Genomic DNA, 21,192 nt, shown 5'->3' on the forward strand with positions numbered 1-21,192 from the left:
TGTACCTTTACAATTCACATTAATAAACAAATAACATGGGCAGAGGAGATAAAAAAACAAAAAAAGGCAAAACCTTTAAAGGATCTTTCGGAAAAAGCCGCCCTGCAAGGGTAAAGAAGGCTGCAGCAGCTAAAAAAAGCAAATAGTTAATTAGGTTATAGGTTAACAAGTTGACAGGTTGATAAGTTAGAAGCATTACCTGTTAACATGTTAACCTATTAACTTTTCAACTACCCTCAGGGCGCCAGCCGCTCAATCAGCCACGTAGCATCTTCCTTCAACGTATACTGCATCCGGTCGTGCAAGCGGTTCGAACGGCCCTGCCAGAATTCAACACAAATAGGATTTATACGATATCCGCCCCAGTGAGAAGGCCGGGTAATCTGCTTTTGGGAAAACTCTTTTACCAATCCCTTTTCTCTTTCTTCGAGCCATTGCCTGTTGGCAATTACCTGGCTTTGCGGCGAAACCCAGGCGCCGATACGGCTGCCTTCGGGCCTGCTGTTAAAATAAGCATCACTTTCGGCATCGCTTACCTTTTCAACAAGTCCGGTAATACGCACCTGCCGTTCCAGCTCTTTCCAGAAAAACAGTAAGCAGGCGCGGGGATTTTCGGCCAACTCTTTTCCTTTAAAGCTTTCGTAGTTGGTATAAAAAACAAAACCCCGTTTGTCGTACCCTTTCAGTAATACAATGCGGGCCGAAGGCACGCCATCTGCCGATGCGGTGGCAAGCGTCATGGCATTTACCTCGGTTATTTCGCTGCGAACCGCTTCTTCCCACCACTTATCAAACTGACTGATGGCATCGGCTTCCACATCCTTTTCGAGCAGCGATTGCAACATATAATCTTTACGTATATCGGCAATAGTAGATGGCATACCTGGTTAATTTTTCAATACAAAGTTAATGGGAGCACTAATTACCCTGCACTGATTTTGGTCATACGTATTTACAGTATTATTTTTAACCGCCTTTTATCCATTCAAGTGAACCTTTAAAACGTATGAAAAAGACCTTTGTTCAATTAATGCTGCTTTTTTGCTTTTATACTACCTATGCACAAAAAAGTAGCCCTGCCCCTGTTATTACACGATATATGCAGTTTACCGGCACTATTGATAAATATCCGGTTATTTTTCACCTTTTCCGCATCAAAGACAACTTCACCGGTTGCTATTACTACAACAGCACCGAACAGGCCATTGAAATATCAGGTTCCATCGATAATAAACGCTTCCTCAAACTAACACATAGCACTGAGAATGGGAAAGAAGTACTCGAAGGTGTGTTTAAAGATTCTTCCTTCTCGGGCACCTGGTCGTTCAAAGGTAAAATGCTGCCATTCAGAATAACACAAAAAAAAGATGATAACGGGTTAGCCTTTGATTATATATGGACATCCGGTTCTAAAAAATTATCCGATAAAGAGAATTTTCGTAACGAATTGTCTTATGAGGCGCAGGCTGTTTGGCCTTCAGCTACATCTACTCATCCTGCCACGGGCCTTATTAAGCAAACGATACGCGAAGCATTTGACGAAAAGAATAGTCAGGAAGAAATTGGTAAAATATTCATCAAACAAAAAAACGAACTGCTGAATAGCGATAAAAGTAAGGACGGCATTGAAACCTATGACCTGGAAACCACCGTGCAAATTGATTACCGCAATGCACAACTGCTTACGCTTGCCAGCCTTACTTATGTTGATGGCGGCGGGGCTCACCCAAATCATTTTACTAATTATACCTGCATTGACCTGGTACACAACCGCAAACTTGATATAACCGATGTGTTAGATACGCTGGCAGGCCGCGAAACCTTACATACTTTGCTGGAGAAAAAATTTCGTTCAGCCTTCAATGTAAAAAAAGAGGAAAAATTATCAGAATACCTTTTCGAAGACACCATTTCACCCTGTAATAACTTTTTACTCACCACCAGGGGGATCGGCTTTCATTATAATCCTTATGCCATCGGCGCTTATGCTTTGGGAGATGTGTATCTGTACATACCGTTTAAGGAAATAGAAGCTTATTTGAAACCGGAATTTAAGCAACTTTTAGCCCAATAGGCAATTGGCAATATGCAATTGGCAATGTTACATTCTTTTATAAATGTCCGTAGGAACGTTTGCTTATTGCCTGTTGCCAATTGCCAATTACTCGGGTGGTTCATTTTCGCTTTTATCGGGCAATTTATTCTGTACGCGCGCCAGCAGCACTTCTATTTCGCTCATGCGCTTTAACTGATTTTCGAGCTTTTTATTATGTTCTGTAATCTGTTGCAGATCGTGGTTCAGCTCTTCGAGGAAAGTAATTTTTTTCAATAACTGCTGCCGCTGGAAATTCGATTCGCGCAGTTTGTCTTCGGTATCGGCCAGCAGGCGCGACAGGCGCTGGTTTTCTTCGAGCAGCGACTGATGTTTTTGCCTGCCCTCATCGTGCTCCCTGATCAGTTTAAAATGGTTTTGCTGCAATTCGTCGTACTCAAACTGCCGGTTTTGCGGCTGGGTAAGGTTTTCGACCTTCGACAATTTTTCGCGCAGCACAGTGAACTCTTCATATGCTTTTTGCAGGCGTTGTTCAAGCTCACCAGCCAGCAATTGCTGTTGCTGCAGTTCGTGTATACGACTGTCTTTTTCGACCAGTAAAGAGTGGGTTTTATTAAGCTGCGCCATCAGCTCTTCATTGGCCTTGAGGGTATCGATGTGTTTAAATTCAGTTTGTTTCAGCAGTTCAATCTGATCGAGCAGCAGGGCGATATTCTGGTTTTGTTCGGTTAGGTTTTCCTGTGCTTTTTGCAGGCGGGCAAGATATTCTTCAGACTGTTCTTCCTGCGAACTGGCAGGTTTTACAGGCGCCGGTTGTTCGGCATACAGGCGTTTTATTTCTTTTTGTAATTCTTCAACTTCAATAGTCAATAGTTCTTCGTTTTCGCGCACTTCGTCGAGCTCGCGGCGCAACTGCATCTGCACTTTTTCCTGCAGCTCCATTTCTTCATAATATTTCAGGCGCCACTCGTCGGTATGCTGAAAAGCTTTATCAGATAAAACAGGCGGTTCGGGTTGCGGTAATCTGAGCGGAATTGTTTTACGGCTTACAAAAAAGAAGTGAATAAAGAACCCCAGGACAATACCGCCCAGCAGAAAGACTATTATTTCAGTAACGCCTACATATATCTGGTAACCCAGTATGATCGGCAACAAATGATTCATAACGGCTTCGGAATTAGTATAAACACCGCATCACTACATAGTAATATAGAATTCCTGCACTATTTTTTCATGGGATTGTTGAAAAGGTAGTAATGAAAAAACCACCCTGGCTGGTGGTTTTTCGCATAGGAAATTTAATGCGTTAATTCCACAAATACAAAAAGTGGTTACAATAAATTTTACCGGTTGGTTATCAAGCCTTTACCAATGTTCCCACCCTTTCACCACAAGCCACTCTGCGCAAATTGCCGGGCTTGTTCATATCAAATACGATGATCGGTAATTTATTCTCCATGCAAAGTGTAAATGCGGTCATGTCCATTACACGCAGGTTTTTTGAAATGCATTCCTGGAAAGTAATGGTATCATATTTTTTGGCAGTAGGATCTTTTTCGGGATCGGCTGTGTAAATGCCATCTACCCTGGTGCCTTTTAAAATTACATCGGCCTGTATTTCGATGGCTCTTAGCGAGCCGGCTGTATCGGTAGTAAAATACGGGTTACCGGTGCCTGCTCCGAAAATCACCACCCTTCCTTTTTCAACGTGGCGAATGGCGCGGCGGCGAATGTACGGCTCGGCTATCTGCTCCATTTTGATGGCGCTTTGCAAGCGCGTAAAAACCCCTATTTTCTCCAACATGGCCTGCATGGCCATTCCATTGATCACAGTGGCCAGCATGCCCATATAATCGCCGTGAGCGCGTTCTATGCCGGTTTCGGCTTCGTTCATACCCCGGTAAATATTGCCACCGCCAATTACAATGGCCACCTGTACGCCCAGATCGGCTACTTCTTTGATGTCGTGAGCATATTGCGCCAGGATCGACGGATCCATTCCAAAACTTTTATCGCCCATCAATGATTCGCCGGAGAGTTTTACCAAAATACGCTTATACTTAGGTAGCATGTATACAATCTTTTTCGTGAATGGTGACTTGTCACCCGAAACCTTTTTTTACGCTGTGCAAAGAAAGGATTTTTTATTAAAACAAAAAGAGAAACCGAAAACCGGCTTCCCTTTATAAAATTGAAAGCAAATCACAACCTGATGTGCGCAACACATTTCAACAATAAATTCGATAACTCGTGTAGATAATTTATTACATAGTTCGAAATGCCGAATGTGAATAACTTCTCAAACTGCTAACTACCAACCGCTAATTAAAAAAGTATGCCAAACAAAAAAGGGGAAAACTGCCTAAACAGCTTTCCCCTGATATTTATGTAAGTTCGATTATTGACTTATCCTAAAGCTACGCGCTTAAATTCGGTAACTTTTAAACCGCCATCAACACTTTTCAGATATTCAGCCACAGTTTTTGAATTGTCTTTTACGAAAGCCTGGTTTATCAGGGTGCTTTCTTTGAAGAACGCATTCAGCTTACCATCGGCAATTTTAGCGATCATTTCGTCGGGTTTGCCCGCCATTTTAGGATCGGTTTTAATTTGCTCGGTAACGATAGCGCGCTCGCGCTCGATAGTTGAAGCAGGAACTGAATCAGAATCAACTGCAACGGGGTTCATAGCGGCGATTTGCATAGCCACATCTTTACCGGCATCGGCAGCGGGTTTATTTAAACCTACCAGCACACCGATACGGTTAGCTCCGTGAATATACGATGCTACGAAATCGGCATCAACGCGCTCAAATTTGGTAATACCAATTTTTTCGCCAATGCTGGCCAGTTTATCGTTCACCAGGTCGGCTACTTTTACGCCGTTAATGGCAACAGCATTCAACTCGTCAAGACTTTTTACATTGTTTGCAACCGCAGCATCAACAATGCTTTGGGCGAAAGCAACAAAGTCGGCGTTTTTACCTACAAAGTCGGTTTCGCAGCTAAGACAAACTGCAATACCGGTTTTATTATCGGCGGTAGTTTTAGCCAATACCACACCTTCTTTTGCTTCACGATCGCCACGCAGGGCAGCTACCTTGGCGCCTTTTTTACGAAGCCAGTCAATAGCGGCTTCAAAATCGCCATTGGTTTCTGTCAACGCTTTGCGGCAATCCATCATGCCGGCGCCTGTCATCTGGCGCAGCTTATTAATATCAGCGGCAGTAATTGCAACACTCGACATAATAATTTGAAAATTTAAATATTTGAAAATTTGAAAATGGCTGCGCAAAGAACCTGAATATAATCACCCAAATGATTTGCGAAACATTTTCATTTTATTAATTCTGTTCAAAGACCTACACACTGTTTATACCTTGCTGCCCGGGGCGCTACAGTACAAGAGTGCGACGCAACGGCAGATCAATAGTTATTCCTGAGCCGGGTTCATATATTAACACTTTCACTTCGACTACGCTTCACACTTCGACTACGCTCAGTGTAAAACCATGATCCTTCGATCCTTCGACTACGCTCAGGACGCTCAGGATACTCAGGACCTATCTTCCGCCAGGTCTTCTGTTTCCACCGCCACCGCCAGGTCCGCGGCCGCCGCCACCACCAGGTCCACGACCACCGCCGCCACGGTGTCCGCCACCGCCGCCATGACCATGTCCGCCACCACCGTGACCACGTCCACCACCTTTACCACCACGACCGCGGGCTGCTTCAGCTTCTGCTTCGGCAAGCATTCGTGCTGCTTTCTTTTCTTTTTCATCATCTGCCGTATCTTCTGTTTCCTCGTCTTTTGCAGCTTGTCTTTCGGCTAAGCCTTCGGCAATTGCAGCAGTGATGTATTGGGTAATAATGGCGATCGATTTTGTAGCATCGTCATTAGCAGGGATAGCAAAATCAACTTTATTGGGATCGCAGTTGGTATCAACCATACCAAAAGTAGTGATGCCCAGTCTTTTTGCTTCGGCCAGGGCAATGTGCTCATGACCAATGTCGATGATGAACAAAGCGGCAGGAACACGGCCCAGCTGGCTGATACCGCCTAATACTTTATCCATTTTATCGCGGTCGCGACCGAGGGTTAATTTTTCTTTTTTGGTCAGTGACTCGGCACTGCCGTCAACCAGTAATTTGTCGATGCTTTGCATCTTCTTAACGCTCTTACGAACGGTGTTGAAGTTGGTAAGCATACCACCCAGCCAACGCTCGGTAACAAAAGGCATGTTCACTTTGCGGGCGCACTCGGTAACAATTTCTTTAGCTTGTTTTTTAGTACCAACAAACATGATCTTTTTACCGCTGCGTGCAATCTGCTTCAGGGCAGCTGCAGCTTCCGTCAGGTGTTCAGTTGTTTTATTGAGATCTATGATGTGAATGCCTTTCTTTTCAGCAAAAATGTAAGGCAACATTTTTGGGTTCCACTTCTTACGCAGGTGACCAAAGTGTACACCGGCGTCCAGTAACTGCTGTTGCAATGAAGTGTTATTTTCCATTTTACTAATTTGAAAATTTGAGAATTTGAAAATTTGATAATGCTCACCAACGAAATCTTTTCCCAACCCTCTCCGCCAGCCGGCGGAGGAGGAGTCGGAGATGGATTAACGTTTGCTGAACTGGTAGCTGCGACGAGCTTTTTTGTGACCGAATTTCTTACGCTCAACAGATCTCGGATCGCGTTTCAGCACACCGGCCGCTTTTAATGAAGGACGGTATTCGGCATTTAGTTCAAGCAGTGCGCGGGCAATACCCAGTTTCGCAGCTTCGGCCTGACCTTTCATTCCACCACCGGCAGCATTGATCTTAACATCAAATTTATCAAGCGACTGAATGCTTTTTAAGGGCAATTCAACCTGATTCTGAAGATATACGAGAGGAAAATATTCTTTGTAGTCTTTGTCGTTAACGGTGATCTTACCGGTTCCGCGTGACAACCAGATTCTTGTCACAGCTTCTTTACGACGACCTACGGCATTTTTTTGCTTTTCCATGTATGATTAATCAATTAGAAAGTTAAAGATTGAGGTTTTTGTGCAACATGCTCGTGTTTGTCGCCGGCATACACAAATAATTTCTTGAACATTTTGCGGCCGAGGCGATTTTTAGGCAACATACCTTTTACGGCTCTTTCAACCACCTGCTCAGGACGGCGACGCAATAATTCGCGTGCAGTTTCTGATTTCTGGCCACCAGGATAGCCAGAGAAAGTCAGGTATTCTTTTTCATCAGTTTTGTTACCGGTGAATTTTACCTTGTCGGCATTAATTACAATAATGTAGTCTCCGCAATCAACATGTGGCGTATAATAGGCTTTGTTCTTACCACGAAGAACAGCTGCTATTTTAGCACACATGCGACCAACGGTTTGATTGGTACCGTCTACAACATACCAGTTGCGTTTTACGGTAGCCGCATTTGCATGTTTGGTAGTGAAATGAAGTTTGCTCATTGAAAAAAAGCTTTTAAGCTGATTAATAATAAAACAGCTGCGCCATCCCGCTTGCTGTTTCCGGCTTTGCTTACAACGAAACACGTGTAAACCAAAAACGGGCGGCAAAGATAAACCGTTACTTTGGGCACAACAAACATTTGAGCAACTTATTTTTTATCGCATCTTCACAATCAATTGATTTTCAATAAATATTTTGACATTAATTTTTCATTGCTGCGTAAAAAGCAGGCAGTACGGGCATTTTTTAAGAATTATTTTCATGGAACCGGCCGCAGAAAGGCTATTGAACGCCTGTTGTGTCACTCACTTCAGGGTTCGAAACGCTGACCCGGCATTGTGTGCCGCCAGGGTTGGTTTTGAACTGCGTCGTTTATTCATCGTTATTTTATGGATCAGGCTGTTGATAAAGTGAAAAGGAATACAAAGAGGCAACCAACCGTTATGAAGAAATCCATAATGCCCAAAAAGGTTCGAAGGAACACAGGGAAAAATTATTATTAGCTTTTCTTATCAACCAGTACGAACAAAAGCAATGGCCCTTGCCTGATGTTGACCCCATTGAACTGATCAAAATCCGCATGGAAGATTTTGGCTATAAACTTACCGACCTTGCCAAAGTATACGGCGACAAAGGCACAATAAGCAAAGTTTTGAACTACAAGCAGCATCTTTCTTTAACCATGATCCGAAAATTCAGTGAAATGCTTCGCATTCCGGTTGAGGCATTGACAACAGAGTATGAACTTAAAGAGTGATTACAATGATTGAAAATGAACGTCAATATACCATTTCTAAAAAGAAGGTTGCAGAATTGAAAAAGGGAATAGATCGTCTTACCAATGATTCTGCTAAAAATCCTTTAAGAAAAAAATTTCTGCTTGCCTCTTTGTGCATGACAAAGAAGGAAATAGAACAGGAAATTTTATTTTATGAATCTTTTAAAAAAGGTACTTCAAACGAGAGACCCCTTTCTGAACTACCCACATTACTTACTGAGTATAAAATCAAATCCGGCTTAACCCAAAAAGAATTTGCCGAACAACTGGGAATAAAAGAACAACAGCTTCAACGCTACGAAGCTGACAACTTCAAAAGCGTAACCTTTAAAAACTTGCTAAGGTTCCTTGATGCCATCGGATTAGAAATAATGATTAAAGAAACCCGAATGACAAGAACCAATAAAAACAGGTCCGAAAAGAAACAATCCTCCCGTTAATTTATAATACTATTTTAATAACGGCTTCAAAGTATATTGCCGTTAGCATAGCGAAAGCGCCACTAAGCTGTTTGCTACCCCTTGTTGCCTTTCTTTTACACACAATGCAGTTTTTTAATAAATTGCCATATCAACAGTACGGTATTAATTTAAATCTTTATTCTATGTCTTCTGAAAAAAACAAAGCTATCGTTAAAGCATATTTCAATATGTGGAATTCGGGAAATATTGAAGTGGCTGATGACATTCTGGCTATCGGCTATGTGGATTGTGCCCATCCGGAAATTAAAAGCATAGAAGCCCTTAAGCAATCAATTATTACTATCCGCAATCGATTCCCTGATTTTCATATCTCTATTGATACACTAATCGGCGAAGATGATATGGTAGCCTTATCAGGAACTGTAACCCGTACGGTAGATGGAACCAAAACAAATTCCCCGGTAATGTGGCTTGCCCGTGTATTGAATGAAAAAATGGTTGAATTACGCACCGGCACCGTATTATAAGAATGACCCGAATACCGCCGCAAATAAATCTTTTTAATAAAAACTCATCCCAATCATGCCTGTTCACAACCTCGGCCGCAATACATTCGGTGATCCTGCAAATACCGGTAATTTAATGCCTATTGAAGAAGCCCATCAACTGCTGAACGAATGGGTACCCAACGACCGACTGCGCCTGCATATGAAGCAGGTGGGCGCTGTAATGAAAGCCTGGGCCATTGAAAAAGAAGGGGCCGATGAACTCACCGCCCGTAAATGGGAACTGGCCGGCCTGCTGCACGATGCCGACTGGGAAAAACATCCCGATGACCATTGTCGCATCATCATTGAAGAACTGGAACGCCGTAATATTGATCCCGAGGTAATTCATTGCATTGCCTCGCACGGACCAAAATACTTTGGGGTAGAACCGCAGAATACCATGGATAAAATGATTTATGCGTTCGACGAACTATCGGGCTTTATACATGCTTCGGCATTGATTCGCCCGGCGCGGTACGACGGAATGGATGTAAAAAGCGTAATGAAGAAGCTAAAAACCCCTTCGTTTGCTGCCCAGGTTAGCCGCGATGATATTAATGATGCGATTGCACGAATAAATATTCCTTTTGAAGATATAATTCAGTTTATTATTGATCATCAAAAGGAGGTATCCTAATTCGCATCCCGACTACGCCCGATGCATTAATCGATCCTACGATCCACCAATAGTCGGGCAGGCTTCGCTCAGTATTTTTTCTTTCTGAAAATATACAGCGGGGCATTGTTCATTGCTACAATTATATAGTCATTTCCTTTTGCATGAATATCAACAATGTCTCTCGCTTCGCCATTGATAAATAATCCGCTTTTGGCGGGCTCCATGTAGCTGAACTGGTGTTGTTTGTTTGCCAGTAGCGTTGTTCCATAACTTGCGTCGAAGCGTCCGCTTTGCGGTTTAAGGCTATAAAAATTTCCGGCCATAAACAGGTCTTTTATACCATCTCCGTTTAAATCGGTGACCAGTATGCCAAACACGGGCGACAATTGCGCCATTACCGGCAATGGCTGAATGGTAAATTGTCCTTTTCCATTGTTAATAAAAACACAGGATTCAGTGTTGTTCACAGTTAACACCGAAGCATGTTGCAACTGATTGCCCGGAAATATCTGTTCTATACTTTTACCGGCATATTCTGAAAATCGCAGGAAGTTCTTTTTGAGCATGGGCAACTGCATATCTATTTCACCCTTTAAAAAATAGGGATATGCCTTGCCATCCGTTTTAAAATATACGGGTATGCATTCTGTTTGCCCGTTTTTATCAAAATCTTCCACATACATTTTGGCAGGATGCTGCACATCGGCTTTAATTCTTGAATTTAATCCATTATTGCCGGCAATAATATCTATATCACCATCATCATCTATATCAACGGCCTGTACACAATTCCACCAACCCGAACTATTGGGTATGGCCTGCACTTTCTTCAATTGACCATTTACGGGCTTCATAACAGTCACCGGCATCCAATCGCCCACAATAATCAGTTCGCTTGTTCCGTCTTTATCAATATCTGCCCATTGCGCATCGGTTACCATACCCAGGTGCAGTAACTCAGGCGCTGCGGTATTGGTAACATCTGTAAAATGTGCACCGCCGTTGTTTTCAAATAACAGGCTGTTGGGCAACACGCCATAGCTGCCGGGTATACTTCGTGCACCAATAAAAATATCTTTACGGCCATCGCCATTAAAATCGCCGACCCTGATGCAGGAAGCATTTATACCAACAGCAGGCCAGCCTGTGGTGCTACGGGTAAAATTTCCCTTACCATCGTTCAGGTATAACCGGGGATACAGGTAAGGCGAACTGGACGCTGCCTGGTTACCGCCCGATGCCGTTACAAGATCCTGGTCGCCATCATCATCGGCATCAAAAAATGTAGCGCCTATCGTTTCAAAATATTTATCGGCTATAAAAGCGGGTTGAACTTTCTGTATAAAATGTCCGTTCGCCTGCTGAATAAATATCTTTGCGGTATCGCCCATCGCACCGCCCACATAAAAATCTTCGAGCCCGTCGCCATTTACATCTGCTGTGGCCAGCTTTGGACCTTCGGTCGAAAGCATTTTGGGTATCAGTCTTTCTTTATCAAAATCTACAAAGTCGTTTTCATGGTGCTGAATGGAGCCGCTGATTACGGTACTTGTTACATTCTCATACAGGGAAGTTGTTTTTGGAGCAACCGGCCGAATATCGGTTACAGCCTGGGCCTGATCACAAACAAGCATTGTATCGGCCGGAACATTTTTTATTACCTGCTTTTTTAAACCGGGCCATTGTATAATAATACTGTCTGCAACGGTATTATTACCCATTCCAAACAGCAAAACCGGCTCTACCGCACTTTCAAAACCTCTGCAGGGCATTTGTTCCAGCACCTGTTTATTGCCGTTAACAAATGCGGTTACGCGCGCACCTATTCCAAAAGTATTTAATGCACTGCCCTTTAATTTTATTTTCAGATAATGACGGTGCAGTTTTTCCTCTGTGTTGTTTCTATATACAAATGCTTCGCTGTTTTCGTTGTTGATAACAAGATCAAGATCGCCATCGTTATCCAGGTCGGCATAGGAAGCGCCATGACTAAAGCTGGGTATCGTAAAGCCCAGTTGCCGGGTTTGATTCTTAAACAATAAATTCTTTTGATTTACAAATGCGTAATTCAACAATGGAACTGAAGGCATTTTTTCAATCAGGTCAAGGTAATTGAGCGTACCCTGACTTACCTGCGTAAGCACTTCTTCGCTGCCAAAAAAAGCCAAAAAATCCTGATCGGTTAAATCGCGGTTAATGCCGTTGCATACGTAAATATCTTTCCAGCCATCATTATCAAAATCAAAACAAAGAGCGCCCCAGCTCCAGCCGGTGGCATCAACGCCTGATAGTTGCGCTATTTCGCTAAAAGTGCCGTCATGGTTATTTAATTGCAGACAATTGGTGGTAAACTGGTGATGGTAATCGTTTTGCAGCCTGGCATTCAGTACATCATAGTCATCAAACTTAATAATGGTCTTTAACCGGTAATCGTCCTCGGGAAGCATTTCGGTGGTAAACACATCGAGGTATCCATCGTTGTTGATATCGGCAACATCCGAACCCATGGAACCCTGGCTTAAATGCCCCATGGCTTCATTTATAACTTCTTTAAAGGTGCCATTCTGCTGATTGATATACAGGTAATCTTTTTCAAAAAAATCATTCGATATGTATATGTCCTGCCAGCCGTCGTTATTCAAATCGCCTACAGTAATGCCCAGTCCAAAGCCAATTTCGCTGCCATATATGCCGGCCTGTTCACTCACATCAGTAAATTTGGCGGCCCCCTGTGCGCTATCAGCAGCAGATGAGATGAGATTGTTGCGATACAACCGGTCACCATTTTTCGGGTCGCGCTGATTTCTGAAACTTCGTCCATAACCAAAACTTTCGGTTGACCGGGTACTATTGTTTAAAACAAAACAATCGAGGTCGCCATCGTTGTCGTAATCAAAAAACGTAGCCTGTGTTGAAAGTCCTTTATCATCCAAGCCGTATTCATGGGCCTGTTCTTTAAACGTTCCGTTCTTTTGGTTTATATACAGTTCATTGGCTTTGTCGTCGCCCTGCACATCGCCGCTGTTGCAAACATAAATATCGAGCCAGTGATCGCCGTTCACATCGGCCATCGTTACACCGGTATGCCAGTGATGACTACTTTGCAAACCCGCCTTTTCCGTTACATCCTCAAACTGCCAGTTGCCTTTGTTGATGTACAGTTTATTCTGCTGCTGGTTAGATGTAAAAAAAATATCAGGCTTACCGTCGTTGTTTACATCACCGATAGCCACACCGGCCCCATTGTAAAAATTGCGGTATCTGAAAATGTTGAAATCTTTGGTATCTGTAACGCGGTTGTTAAAATCAATACCGGTTTGGGCTGAAGGCATTAACTGAAATAAAGCATCTCCCGGCGGCTTATCGCCGGCTGAACGGCATGAAAATAAAACAATGCTACAACCAGCAACAAAAGCTGCAAATTTTTGAATCATACCAATGGGATTAAAAAAAGCTATCTTCAATTTACTATTTCCTTAAAGATTCAAAAAAATATTAACCGGTTTCTTTATTTTGCAATACACATTGTTCGATTGATTTGTACTATGAGAAAATGGCTATCTGTAACGGCTTTCATTGTTATTGCGGCAACCGTAAGCATCTATTTTTTTATTCCTTCTACACTCAGCATCACCCAAATTACCCCCATCGATTGCACTATTTACGGCGCCTACAGAAATATGGCCACTACCGATACCTGGAAGCAGTGGTGGCCAAACACCACAACGGCGCATACCAGCCTGCGTTACCAGGGCAGCGATTATCAGTTAACAAAAACATTGTTAAATACCGTTGAGGTACGTATTCAACACGAGGATGTAGTTGTTAACAGCACCATTCAATTATTTCCTTTGCCCGGCGATTCGGTAAGGGTACAATGGCAATGTTCATTTGATTCGGATATGAACCCATTTAAAAGAATTCAACGATACCGGCAGGCTGTTGCCATTAAAAAAAATATGGCCGCCATATGTTCGCGTTTTAAGGCGTTTGCCGAAAAAACCGAGCATATTTACGGTATACCTATAACCGAATCCTCCACTATCGACACGCTGGTCATAGCCACCAGTTCAAATTTTAGAACGTATCCCACAGTTACTGAAATTTATAAATTAGTGGCTGCCTTAAAAAATTATAGTTCATCACAAGGCGCCGGGCAAACAGGGTCGCCGATTTTAAATATCACTCCGCTTCCATCGGGATACCATGTAATGGCTGCTTTGCCGGTTGATAAACCCATACAGGACAGCGGTGCATTTTTTAAACGGCAAATCCCCCCTGGTAAATTTTTAGTAACACAAATACAGGGGGGCGACAGTACCATAAAACAGGCTTTTAACCAATTGCAATTGTATGTTCAGGACTATCGCCGGGTTTCAATGGCCATACCCTTTCAACAACTAATTACCGACCGTATTGCCGAACCAGATACCGCCAAATGGATCACCAGAATTTATGTACCGGTGTTTTAACGGCAAACGGCAAACGTGAAATATTAACCCCGGAATCTGTAATTTGTCTGTACTTTCTCTATCGTTTAATCACTTTTTCACCTTTTAAGCCGTATCACCATCGTACTGTCGTTATTTCGAACCAGTATAAATGCTTCCTTTTTCGAAATGGTAATTTTTTGAATATGCCGAACCTGTCCTTTTATTACAACGCTGTTACTATTTTCACATTCAAACCTGTTATGGCCTTTGTTTAATAAAATGGTGCCGCAATCGGCATCGTACCGGCCCATTTCAATATTATTTTCATAAAAGTTGCCGGCCAGCAAAAGATCGGGCAAACTATCATTGTTGGCATTTACCACTGCAGCATCGCGGTACGATGTCAGCTGCGCTTTCCAGGGCAACGGCTGAACAGTAAATTGCAGCTTGCCATCATTAACAAGTATTGCGTTTGAAAAATAATCAGCCGTTAATACTTCGGCCTTTTTGAGCTTTTCTTCAGGAAACAGATCATCGAGGCGGGCTTTTGCAAAGTCTTCGGCATACAAAAAATTTTTCTTTAATACCGGCATTTGTTTTTCAAGCTCTGATTTATTGGCAAAGGGAACTTCTTTGCCTTTTACATAATAAGTTACCACCTGTTCTTTTTTGCCGTTATCATCAAAATCGTTGTAATACATTTTTACCGGTTGTTCAGGCGAAGCTTTCAACCGGCTGTTGAGGCCCAGGTTACCGGCCAACAGATCGATATCGCCATCGTTATCAAAATCGTAAGGCAAAATAAAATTCCACCAACCTTTTTTATCGGTGAGTGTTTTGCGGGTAAACTGTCCATTGTTATTGATCCATGCGTCTATTCCGCCCCATTCAAAGGAGCAGATCAAATCTTTATCGCCGTCTTTATCCAGGTCGAACCACACAGCCCGGGTAACAAATCCTGCATTCATCAAATCTTTTGCATGTGCTGCAGTAACATCTTTAAACTTTCCGGTACCATCATTTTGCAACAGGTACGAGCGGGGAATTTGTCCGTATTCCCAGGGCACTGCTCTTCCGCCTACAAACAAATCAACAAAACCATCTTTATTAAAATCATATGGCACTACACATGAAAAGGTTTCATACATATCGGCAAACGCATCGGGCAATTTTGTAAAATGTGCTTTGCCATCGTTGAGGTAAACTCGTGGAAGCAAATGCTGATCGCGCCCGTAAAATTCATTCCCGCCGCTGGCAACTACCAGATCAATGGCGCCATCATTATTTACATCGGTAAAACAGGCATCCACATCTTCAAACGTGCTGTCGTTTTCCAAATCAAGCTGACTTGTTTTGTAAAATACGCCGGAGGGTTGTTGTAAATAAACAACGCTTTTTTGCCATTTTGATGAACCGATAAATACATCATCAAGTCCATCGTTGTTTATATCTGCCACCGCAAGCGCCGGTCCTTCGGTCGACAGCATATGAGGCATGAGCGGTTCGCGGTCAAATTCGGGAAAATAATCTTCTATATGCCGGTGCAACAGGCGAACACTATCTGTAATGTTATTAATAGCGAAAGAAGCATTCTTTTTAAATGATGTTATTTTACTGTAATCGAACAAAGCGCCGCCTTTTTGCCATATGGCCGATACACCTGTATTTTTTGTTGCGAGGTTCAGTGTCTGGTATGTGTTATCGGGCCAAACAACAAAAGCGGAGTCTGCTTTTATTTTATCGAGCCCTATGTGCATGGCGCCTTCCATCGACGACATAAAACCATGCACGGGTTGTTTTTCATACAGGTATATTTGTCCGTTTGCAAACAACACTATTTTAGCGCCAATGGCATTGATATTACCTGCGGGGCCTTTCAGATGAATATCGACAAAGCTTTTATCGTGTTTGTCGTTGCTTTTGTTGTCGTACACCAGGGCATCGTCGTTAATGTTATTTACAACAACATCAAGGTCGCCGTCGTTATCAAAATCAGCATAAACAGCTCCGTTCGAAAAGGTTGATTTATTATTTCCTATCTCGCTTTGCATATCGGCAAAAGCAACATTGCCGGTATTTTTAAAAAACTTATTAGGGATTTTTATCTGTGGAAATTTATCAATAAGCGCCAGGTCTTTTTCATTGATCTTATCGGCCTTTAACTTTTTTTGAATTTCCTGGTTCGAAACATAGTTGATGTAATCTATGTCGTTCATCCGTTTGGGAATTCCGTTCGATATAAAAAGGTCTTTTAATCCGTCATTATCAAAATCCATCCATAAAGCAGCCCATGACCAGTCGGTGGCAGCCACGCCGCTGTATAAACCTACTTCGCTGAAGGTGCCGTTACGGTCGTTCAACTGCAAATTGTTACGGGTGTACTGGTAATTGTACCCATTCTTTATTTTAAGATTAAAAATATCATAGGCATCTTCGCCAAGCGATCTTTTCAAAATATAGGGATCATCGGGCAGCATATCCATCGATATTATTTCTGGATACCCGTCGTTGTTTATGTCGCCAATATCAACTCCCATGGTATATTGGCTGGTATGCATGATGCACGAACCGATATCTTCTTTAAAAGTGCCGTTGTGCTGATTGATGTACAGGTAATCGTTTTCATGAAAATCATTGCCTACATATATATCGGGATAGCCATCGAGATTTATATCGGCTACTGCAACACCCAGCCCATAACCGATTGCCGAACTGTTAATGCCGCATTGTTTAGTTACATCGGTAAAAACAACCTGCCCCTGGCCCCCCCGACCTGACGGAATCGAAGGCGAAGCACCGTCGTTGCGGTATAATCTGTCGCCCGACAGTGGATGATAAGTTCCCAAAAATTCGCTGCGCGGATGAAAGGTGCCGTTTTCATGAACGGAATGGTTTAATAAGAACATGTCAAGATCTCCATCCATATCATAATCCAGAAAAGCTGCCTGTGTGCTGAAGCCCGAAAAATCAAGTCCCATTTCCCTGGCTTCATCTTTATAAGTGGGTACTCCGTTTTTATCTATTCCGGTGCAAATCAAAAACTGGTTATGACTTTTTAACGGACCATAATTGCCCACCCGGCATACATAAATATCGAGCAGGCCATCATTGTTTATATCAACTACTGAAACACCGGTGCTCCAGCCTCCATCCTGTGGAATTTGGGCAGCAGCGGTTACATCTTTAAAATGCAGGTGCCCGGTATTTAGAAATAATTTGTTTTGTGACTGGTTCGATGCAAAAAAAAGATCGGTCAATCCGTCGTTATTAAAATCACCGGCGCCAACACCGGCGCCATTGTAGAAATACATATAATGAAATACGTTGAACGAATCGGAAGGTGTTAATGTATTGGTGAATTTTAATCCGGTTTCAGCACTTTCCAGTACATCAAATAAGGCAGCCTTTTTAGGTTTTGCGCATGTTGAAAATAAAATAACGCCAAGCCCCAACCAAAAGCCTGTACAATGTTTGAAAAAGATGCCAACTGCTTTTTTCACTTCTTCAATATATAATTGGTTAATGTTTTATGCTGTACAAAACGGGATAATCATCATTCCTGAGAAATATAAGGTAATTCTGCGTAGTTCCCCTGATTAAAGTTATATCTCTTACTTCTCCATCTACAACAATTCCTGTTTGCTGCGGCCGCAGCCAGGTAAATTTGCCTTTGCCATTATTCAGCAGCACATCGCCATAGCTTGCATCGAGCTTACCGAACTGGGGCGGAAAGCCCGATTTATTACCACCTAACACCAGGTCGATATAACCATCATTATTAATATCAGTACACAAAATGGCGTTCACCATAGATAGTTGCGCCTGGTATGGCAAGGGCTCGATGGTAAAGTTGCCGTTGCCGTTATTTATAGCCACACAGGAACCGGGATAATTAAACTGTTTAATACTGCTTTTTGCAATCAATTCAGGTGAAAACAATTCCTGTATCGATTTGCGGGCATAGTCTTTATGCTGCAGGTTCTCTTTTTTTATCGAAGGAATTTCTTCCTGCATTTCGTGTTTCAAAAATACCGGCATATCGCGTTTATCAACCGTTCGGGTTAAAATTTTATCTTCTGAATTATTGTTGTTAAAATCGTTGATCCACAATTTAACCGGGTTTTCTTTATCGGGATGCAGGTAAAAATTATTGCCAACATTGCCTAATATAAGATCGGTTTTGCCATCGTTATTTACATCGGCAGCGGCAACGCATTGCCACCATCCCAACATGTCGTTTAGGTTGCTTTTCACTTCGGTAAAATGATCGCCCTTGTATGAAAATATCCTTGGCGCCATCCATTCACCAATAATTATTAATTCCTTAGTTGTGTCGCCGGCAACATTGGCCCATACAGCCCCGGTTACCATGCCGATATTGGCAATATCGGCATTCTTCGTTTTGGCTATATCGGTAAAATGGCCATTGCCATCGTTGATATACAAATAGCTGTTAGGTGTTACTCCATAATTGCGTGGCGAACTTCTGCCTCCTACAAACAGATCGAGGTCGCCATCGCCATCAAAATCATAAGCAACCGCAACACCGGTATTCATACCATTATTTTTAAACGCCGCCGCATCGAGGGTAAAATTTCCTTTGCCATCATTTTTGAGCAACCGGTTTTGCATTTCGCGGCTATAAGGTGGATTCGTATTGCCACCGGGGCCCACAAAAAGATCGGCATCGCCATCGTTGTCACAATCAAAAAACAGTACAGCTTCATCCTCAAAATCTTTGAACTGCTGAAAAACAGGTTCTTCTTTTTTCACAAAGCCACCGTTTTTTTGTTGCACATATATTTGACCCGGATGGTCTTTGGTGCCACCGATATACATATCCTGCAATCCATCGCCATTTACATCGGCACAGGTAACTTTAGGGCCTTCGCGCGAAACTATTTCGGGAATATTTCTTTCATAATAAAAATCTATATAATCATCTTCAACATGCTTTTCGAATATATTGGGCAGTAAGGTAAACAGGGTAACGCTGTTTTGTATAGGGCCAGAAATAGTATTTTTCGAAGACCCTGTCTGCGAAACAACAAGCGTTGTATCAATTGCCGGATGCATTAATCTGGTTACAGCACGATTTGGCCAGATAATGATCATTGAATCAACAGTAGTTAATTTACCCAAACCAATTACCTGTTTGTAATCGACCGACGACTGAAATCCGCGACTGGGAATCACTTCCCGGGTAATTAGCTGATTGCCGGCATGTACAGTTATTTTACTGCCAATAGCAAATGTATTTTCGGCGCTGCCTTTTAATAGTACACTGATATAATTGTTGGCATTCAGTTCGCGGGCTTTGTTTTTATAAATGAAAGCCGGCTGATTAATATTATTGATCACCAGGTCAAGGTCGCCATCATTATCAAGATCGCCATATGCCGCCCCATTTGAAAACGAAGGTTGTGTAAATCCCCATGCACTGCCTGCATCGGTAAAACGCAGGTTACCCATATTTTTAAATGCCTTATTAATTACAGGCGTTTTGGGAATATGCTCCAGCACCTCATTTAATTTTTCTTTTTTACCCGTCAGTACCATCTGGTGTATTACATCATTGGCAAAAAAATCCATAAAATCCAAATCCGTTACATCACGGTTCACGCCGTTACAAACATAAATATCATTCAGTCCGTCGTTATCGGCATCGAACAATAAAGCGCCCCAGCTCCAGTCGCTGGCGCATACGCCGCTATAATTCGCTACATCTGAAAAAGTGCCGTTGCCATTGTTAACCTGCAGGCAGTTTTTCATGAACTGATGATAAAAACCTATTTGCAGTTTGTTGCGGTATTGATCAATGTTATCAAATGCACCGAGTGTTTTTAACCGGTAATCATCCTGGGGCAGCATGTCGGTAGTAAATATATCGGCGAACCCGTCGTTATTAATGTCGGCCATATCAGCTCCCATCGACGAAAAGCTGTTTTGCTTCATGCATTTTTCCATTTCGTCTTTAAAGGTGCCGTCTTTTTGATTGATGTATAAATAATCGCGTTCGTACGAGTCATTGGCAACATATATATCGGGATAGCCATCGTTATTAACATCACCAACTGAAACACCCAATCCAAAACTCATTAGGGTGCCATGAATGCCGGCCTGTTTGCTTACTTCGGTAAAATGGCCATTATCGTTACGATATAAATGATCGCCGCCGTCTTTTACAAAATCGGCAACGGGCCATGCTGCGGCAGGTAAATCGCGCCGGTTGGTGTAACCGAGTGTATTGATGGGCATGGGGCTGTTATCGATCATAAAACAATCCAGGTCGCCATCGAGGTCATAATCAAAAAAAGACACTTGGGTAGTGTAAGCCGAAATATCAAGTCCGTAGCGGGCAGCCGATTCGGTAAAAGTGAGATTATGATTATTAATGTACAGCTTATTGCGGCGGTTGCCGTTTTTCATGTGGCCCGAGTTGCAAATGTATATATCAAGCCATCCGTCGTTATTAACATCTGCCATTACCACGCCGGTACTCCACATACTATCCTGCTTCATTCCTGATCGGGCGGTTATATCTTCAAATTTAAAATTGCCTTTATTCAGGTATAATTTATTTTCTTCCATATTCGAGGTGAGCAGCACATCGGCGAGCCCATCATTATTAATATCGCCAATGGCTACTCCGCCGCCATTATAAAAATTGCGAAACAAAAAGCTGTTATCGTATTCCTGGTCAACTACCTTGTTATTGAAATCAATGCCTGAATTTTCAACCAGTTCAAACAAAGCCGGCTGAACGTCTTTTTTACTTTTGCAGGAGAAACAAAATGCCATCGCTACAATACAATAGCAGAGCCATTTTATAACCATCCCAATCGGTTGAATGAATTTAATACGCACTTGTAAAT

17 protein-coding genes are annotated in these 21,192 nt (G+C 42.5%); 7 read left to right on the plus strand and 10 right to left on the minus strand.

The features are described 5' to 3' along the window. The first annotated feature begins 35 nt into the window (after positions 1-35). Positions 36-146 (plus strand): 30S ribosomal protein THX, encoded by a 111-nt coding sequence (locus tag AC59IL_RS09015; RefSeq protein WP_496551782.1) that lies wholly within the window; start codon positions 36-38, stop codon positions 144-146. 90 nt (positions 147-236) lie between these two features. Here the strand turns inward: AC59IL_RS09015 and pdxH are convergent, their stop codons facing one another. Then, positions 237-881 (minus strand): pyridoxamine 5'-phosphate oxidase, encoded by a 645-nt coding sequence (pdxH, locus tag AC59IL_RS09020; protein WP_496551783.1) that lies wholly within the window; start codon positions 879-881, stop codon positions 237-239. Positions 882-1,006: 125 nt separating this feature from the next. Between pdxH and AC59IL_RS09025 the strand changes: the two genes are divergently transcribed. Then, complete coding sequence (locus AC59IL_RS09025; RefSeq protein WP_496551784.1) at positions 1,007-2,074, plus strand: RsiV family protein; 1,068 nt, start codon at positions 1,007-1,009, stop codon at positions 2,072-2,074. Positions 2,075-2,161: 87 nt separating this feature from the next. On the opposite strand, the gene AC59IL_RS09030 is transcribed toward AC59IL_RS09025, so the two are convergent. The 6 genes from AC59IL_RS09030 to rplM all read right to left on the minus strand — a co-directional run bounded on the left by AC59IL_RS09030 (position 2,162) and on the right by rplM (position 7,516). Further along, positions 2,162-3,217: a hypothetical protein gene (locus tag AC59IL_RS09030; RefSeq protein ID WP_496551785.1), complete on the minus strand. Its 1,056-nt coding sequence runs from the start codon at positions 3,215-3,217 to the stop codon at positions 2,162-2,164. Positions 3,218-3,410: 193 nt separating this feature from the next. Continuing rightward, positions 3,411-4,124, minus strand: coding sequence for a UMP kinase (gene pyrH, locus AC59IL_RS09035; protein ID WP_496551786.1), 714 nt, complete (start codon positions 4,122-4,124; stop codon positions 3,411-3,413). 335 nt (positions 4,125-4,459) lie between these two features. Further along, the gene (gene tsf, locus AC59IL_RS09040; RefSeq protein ID WP_496551787.1) at positions 4,460-5,299 is read right to left on the minus strand and encodes a translation elongation factor Ts; all 840 of its coding nucleotides are present in this window, start codon (positions 5,297-5,299) and stop codon (positions 4,460-4,462) included. 316 nt (positions 5,300-5,615) lie between these two features. Beyond that, complete coding sequence (rpsB, locus tag AC59IL_RS09045) at positions 5,616-6,563, minus strand: 30S ribosomal protein S2 (protein ID WP_496551788.1); 948 nt, start codon at positions 6,561-6,563, stop codon at positions 5,616-5,618. Between the two features lie 105 nt (positions 6,564-6,668). Next, positions 6,669-7,058: a 30S ribosomal protein S9 gene (rpsI, locus tag AC59IL_RS09050; RefSeq protein ID WP_496551789.1), complete on the minus strand. Its 390-nt coding sequence runs from the start codon at positions 7,056-7,058 to the stop codon at positions 6,669-6,671. A gap of 14 nt (positions 7,059-7,072) precedes the next feature. After that, entirely contained in the window at positions 7,073-7,516 is a 444-nt protein-coding gene (rplM, locus tag AC59IL_RS09055) for a 50S ribosomal protein L13 (RefSeq protein WP_496551790.1), read from the minus strand. Positions 7,517-8,058: 542 nt separating this feature from the next. On the opposite strand from rplM, the gene AC59IL_RS09060 reads away from it, so the two are divergent. From AC59IL_RS09060 to AC59IL_RS09075, 4 genes are all read left to right on the plus strand, one after another. Beyond that, on the plus strand, positions 8,059-8,274 hold the full coding sequence (locus AC59IL_RS09060; protein ID WP_496551791.1) for a helix-turn-helix domain-containing protein: 216 nt from the start codon (positions 8,059-8,061) through the stop codon (positions 8,272-8,274). Between the two features lie 5 nt (positions 8,275-8,279). Then, complete coding sequence (locus tag AC59IL_RS09065) at positions 8,280-8,735, plus strand: helix-turn-helix domain-containing protein (protein ID WP_496551792.1); 456 nt, start codon at positions 8,280-8,282, stop codon at positions 8,733-8,735. Positions 8,736-8,899: 164 nt separating this feature from the next. After that, entirely contained in the window at positions 8,900-9,244 is a 345-nt protein-coding gene (locus tag AC59IL_RS09070; RefSeq protein WP_496551793.1) for a nuclear transport factor 2 family protein, read from the plus strand. Positions 9,245-9,299: 55 nt separating this feature from the next. Further along, positions 9,300-9,902 (plus strand): HD domain-containing protein, encoded by a 603-nt coding sequence (locus AC59IL_RS09075; RefSeq protein ID WP_496551794.1) that lies wholly within the window; start codon positions 9,300-9,302, stop codon positions 9,900-9,902. Positions 9,903-9,970: 68 nt separating this feature from the next. On the opposite strand, the gene AC59IL_RS09080 is transcribed toward AC59IL_RS09075, so the two are convergent. Next, positions 9,971-13,318 (minus strand): VCBS repeat-containing protein, encoded by a 3,348-nt coding sequence (locus AC59IL_RS09080; RefSeq protein WP_496551795.1) that lies wholly within the window; start codon positions 13,316-13,318, stop codon positions 9,971-9,973. 111 nt (positions 13,319-13,429) lie between these two features. Here AC59IL_RS09080 and AC59IL_RS09085 point away from each other — a divergent pair, with 111 nt between their 5' ends. Then, positions 13,430-14,356, plus strand: coding sequence for a GyrI-like domain-containing protein (locus AC59IL_RS09085; protein WP_496551796.1), 927 nt, complete (start codon positions 13,430-13,432; stop codon positions 14,354-14,356). A 77-nt stretch (positions 14,357-14,433) separates the two neighbouring features. Here the strand turns inward: AC59IL_RS09085 and AC59IL_RS09090 are convergent, their stop codons facing one another. Both AC59IL_RS09090 and AC59IL_RS09095 read right to left on the minus strand, forming a co-directional pair. Continuing rightward, positions 14,434-17,817, minus strand: a complete 3,384-nt coding sequence (locus AC59IL_RS09090) for a VCBS repeat-containing protein (RefSeq protein WP_496551797.1) — start codon at positions 17,815-17,817, stop codon at positions 14,434-14,436. 19 nt (positions 17,818-17,836) lie between these two features. Continuing rightward, positions 17,837-21,184 carry a VCBS repeat-containing protein gene (locus AC59IL_RS09095; RefSeq protein ID WP_496551798.1) on the minus strand — a complete coding sequence of 1,116 codons (3,348 nt, stop codon included), beginning with the start codon at positions 21,182-21,184 and terminating at the stop codon, positions 17,837-17,839. Positions 21,185-21,192: the final 8 nt, after the last annotated feature.

Source organism: Niastella sp. sgz303648 (genome assembly GCF_059587045.1).

What these genes read in the sequence shown, in the direction of transcription:
- tsf (WP_496551787.1), bottom strand. Translation starts at nt 5,299, where the DNA reads ATGTCGAGTGTTGCAATTACTGCCGCTGATATTAATAAGCTGCGCCAG.
- AC59IL_RS09015 (WP_496551782.1), top strand. Translation starts at nt 36, where the DNA reads ATGGGCAGAGGAGATAAAAAAACAAAAAAAGGCAAAACCTTTAAAGGA.
- pdxH (WP_496551783.1), bottom strand. Translation starts at nt 881, where the DNA reads ATGCCATCTACTATTGCCGATATACGTAAAGATTATATGTTGCAATCG.
- pyrH (WP_496551786.1), bottom strand. Translation starts at nt 4,124, where the DNA reads ATGCTACCTAAGTATAAGCGTATTTTGGTAAAACTCTCCGGCGAATCA.
- AC59IL_RS09065 (WP_496551792.1), top strand. Translation starts at nt 8,280, where the DNA reads ATGATTGAAAATGAACGTCAATATACCATTTCTAAAAAGAAGGTTGCA.
- AC59IL_RS09075 (WP_496551794.1), top strand. Translation starts at nt 9,300, where the DNA reads ATGCCTGTTCACAACCTCGGCCGCAATACATTCGGTGATCCTGCAAAT.
- rplM (WP_496551790.1), bottom strand. Translation starts at nt 7,516, where the DNA reads ATGAGCAAACTTCATTTCACTACCAAACATGCAAATGCGGCTACCGTA.
- AC59IL_RS09070 (WP_496551793.1), top strand. Translation starts at nt 8,900, where the DNA reads ATGTCTTCTGAAAAAAACAAAGCTATCGTTAAAGCATATTTCAATATG.
- AC59IL_RS09085 (WP_496551796.1), top strand. Translation starts at nt 13,430, where the DNA reads ATGAGAAAATGGCTATCTGTAACGGCTTTCATTGTTATTGCGGCAACC.
- rpsB (WP_496551788.1), bottom strand. Translation starts at nt 6,563, where the DNA reads ATGGAAAATAACACTTCATTGCAACAGCAGTTACTGGACGCCGGTGTA.
- AC59IL_RS09080 (WP_496551795.1), bottom strand. Translation starts at nt 13,318, where the DNA reads ATGATTCAAAAATTTGCAGCTTTTGTTGCTGGTTGTAGCATTGTTTTA.
- AC59IL_RS09030 (WP_496551785.1), bottom strand. Translation starts at nt 3,217, where the DNA reads ATGAATCATTTGTTGCCGATCATACTGGGTTACCAGATATATGTAGGC.
- AC59IL_RS09025 (WP_496551784.1), top strand. Translation starts at nt 1,007, where the DNA reads ATGAAAAAGACCTTTGTTCAATTAATGCTGCTTTTTTGCTTTTATACT.
- rpsI (WP_496551789.1), bottom strand. Translation starts at nt 7,058, where the DNA reads ATGGAAAAGCAAAAAAATGCCGTAGGTCGTCGTAAAGAAGCTGTGACA.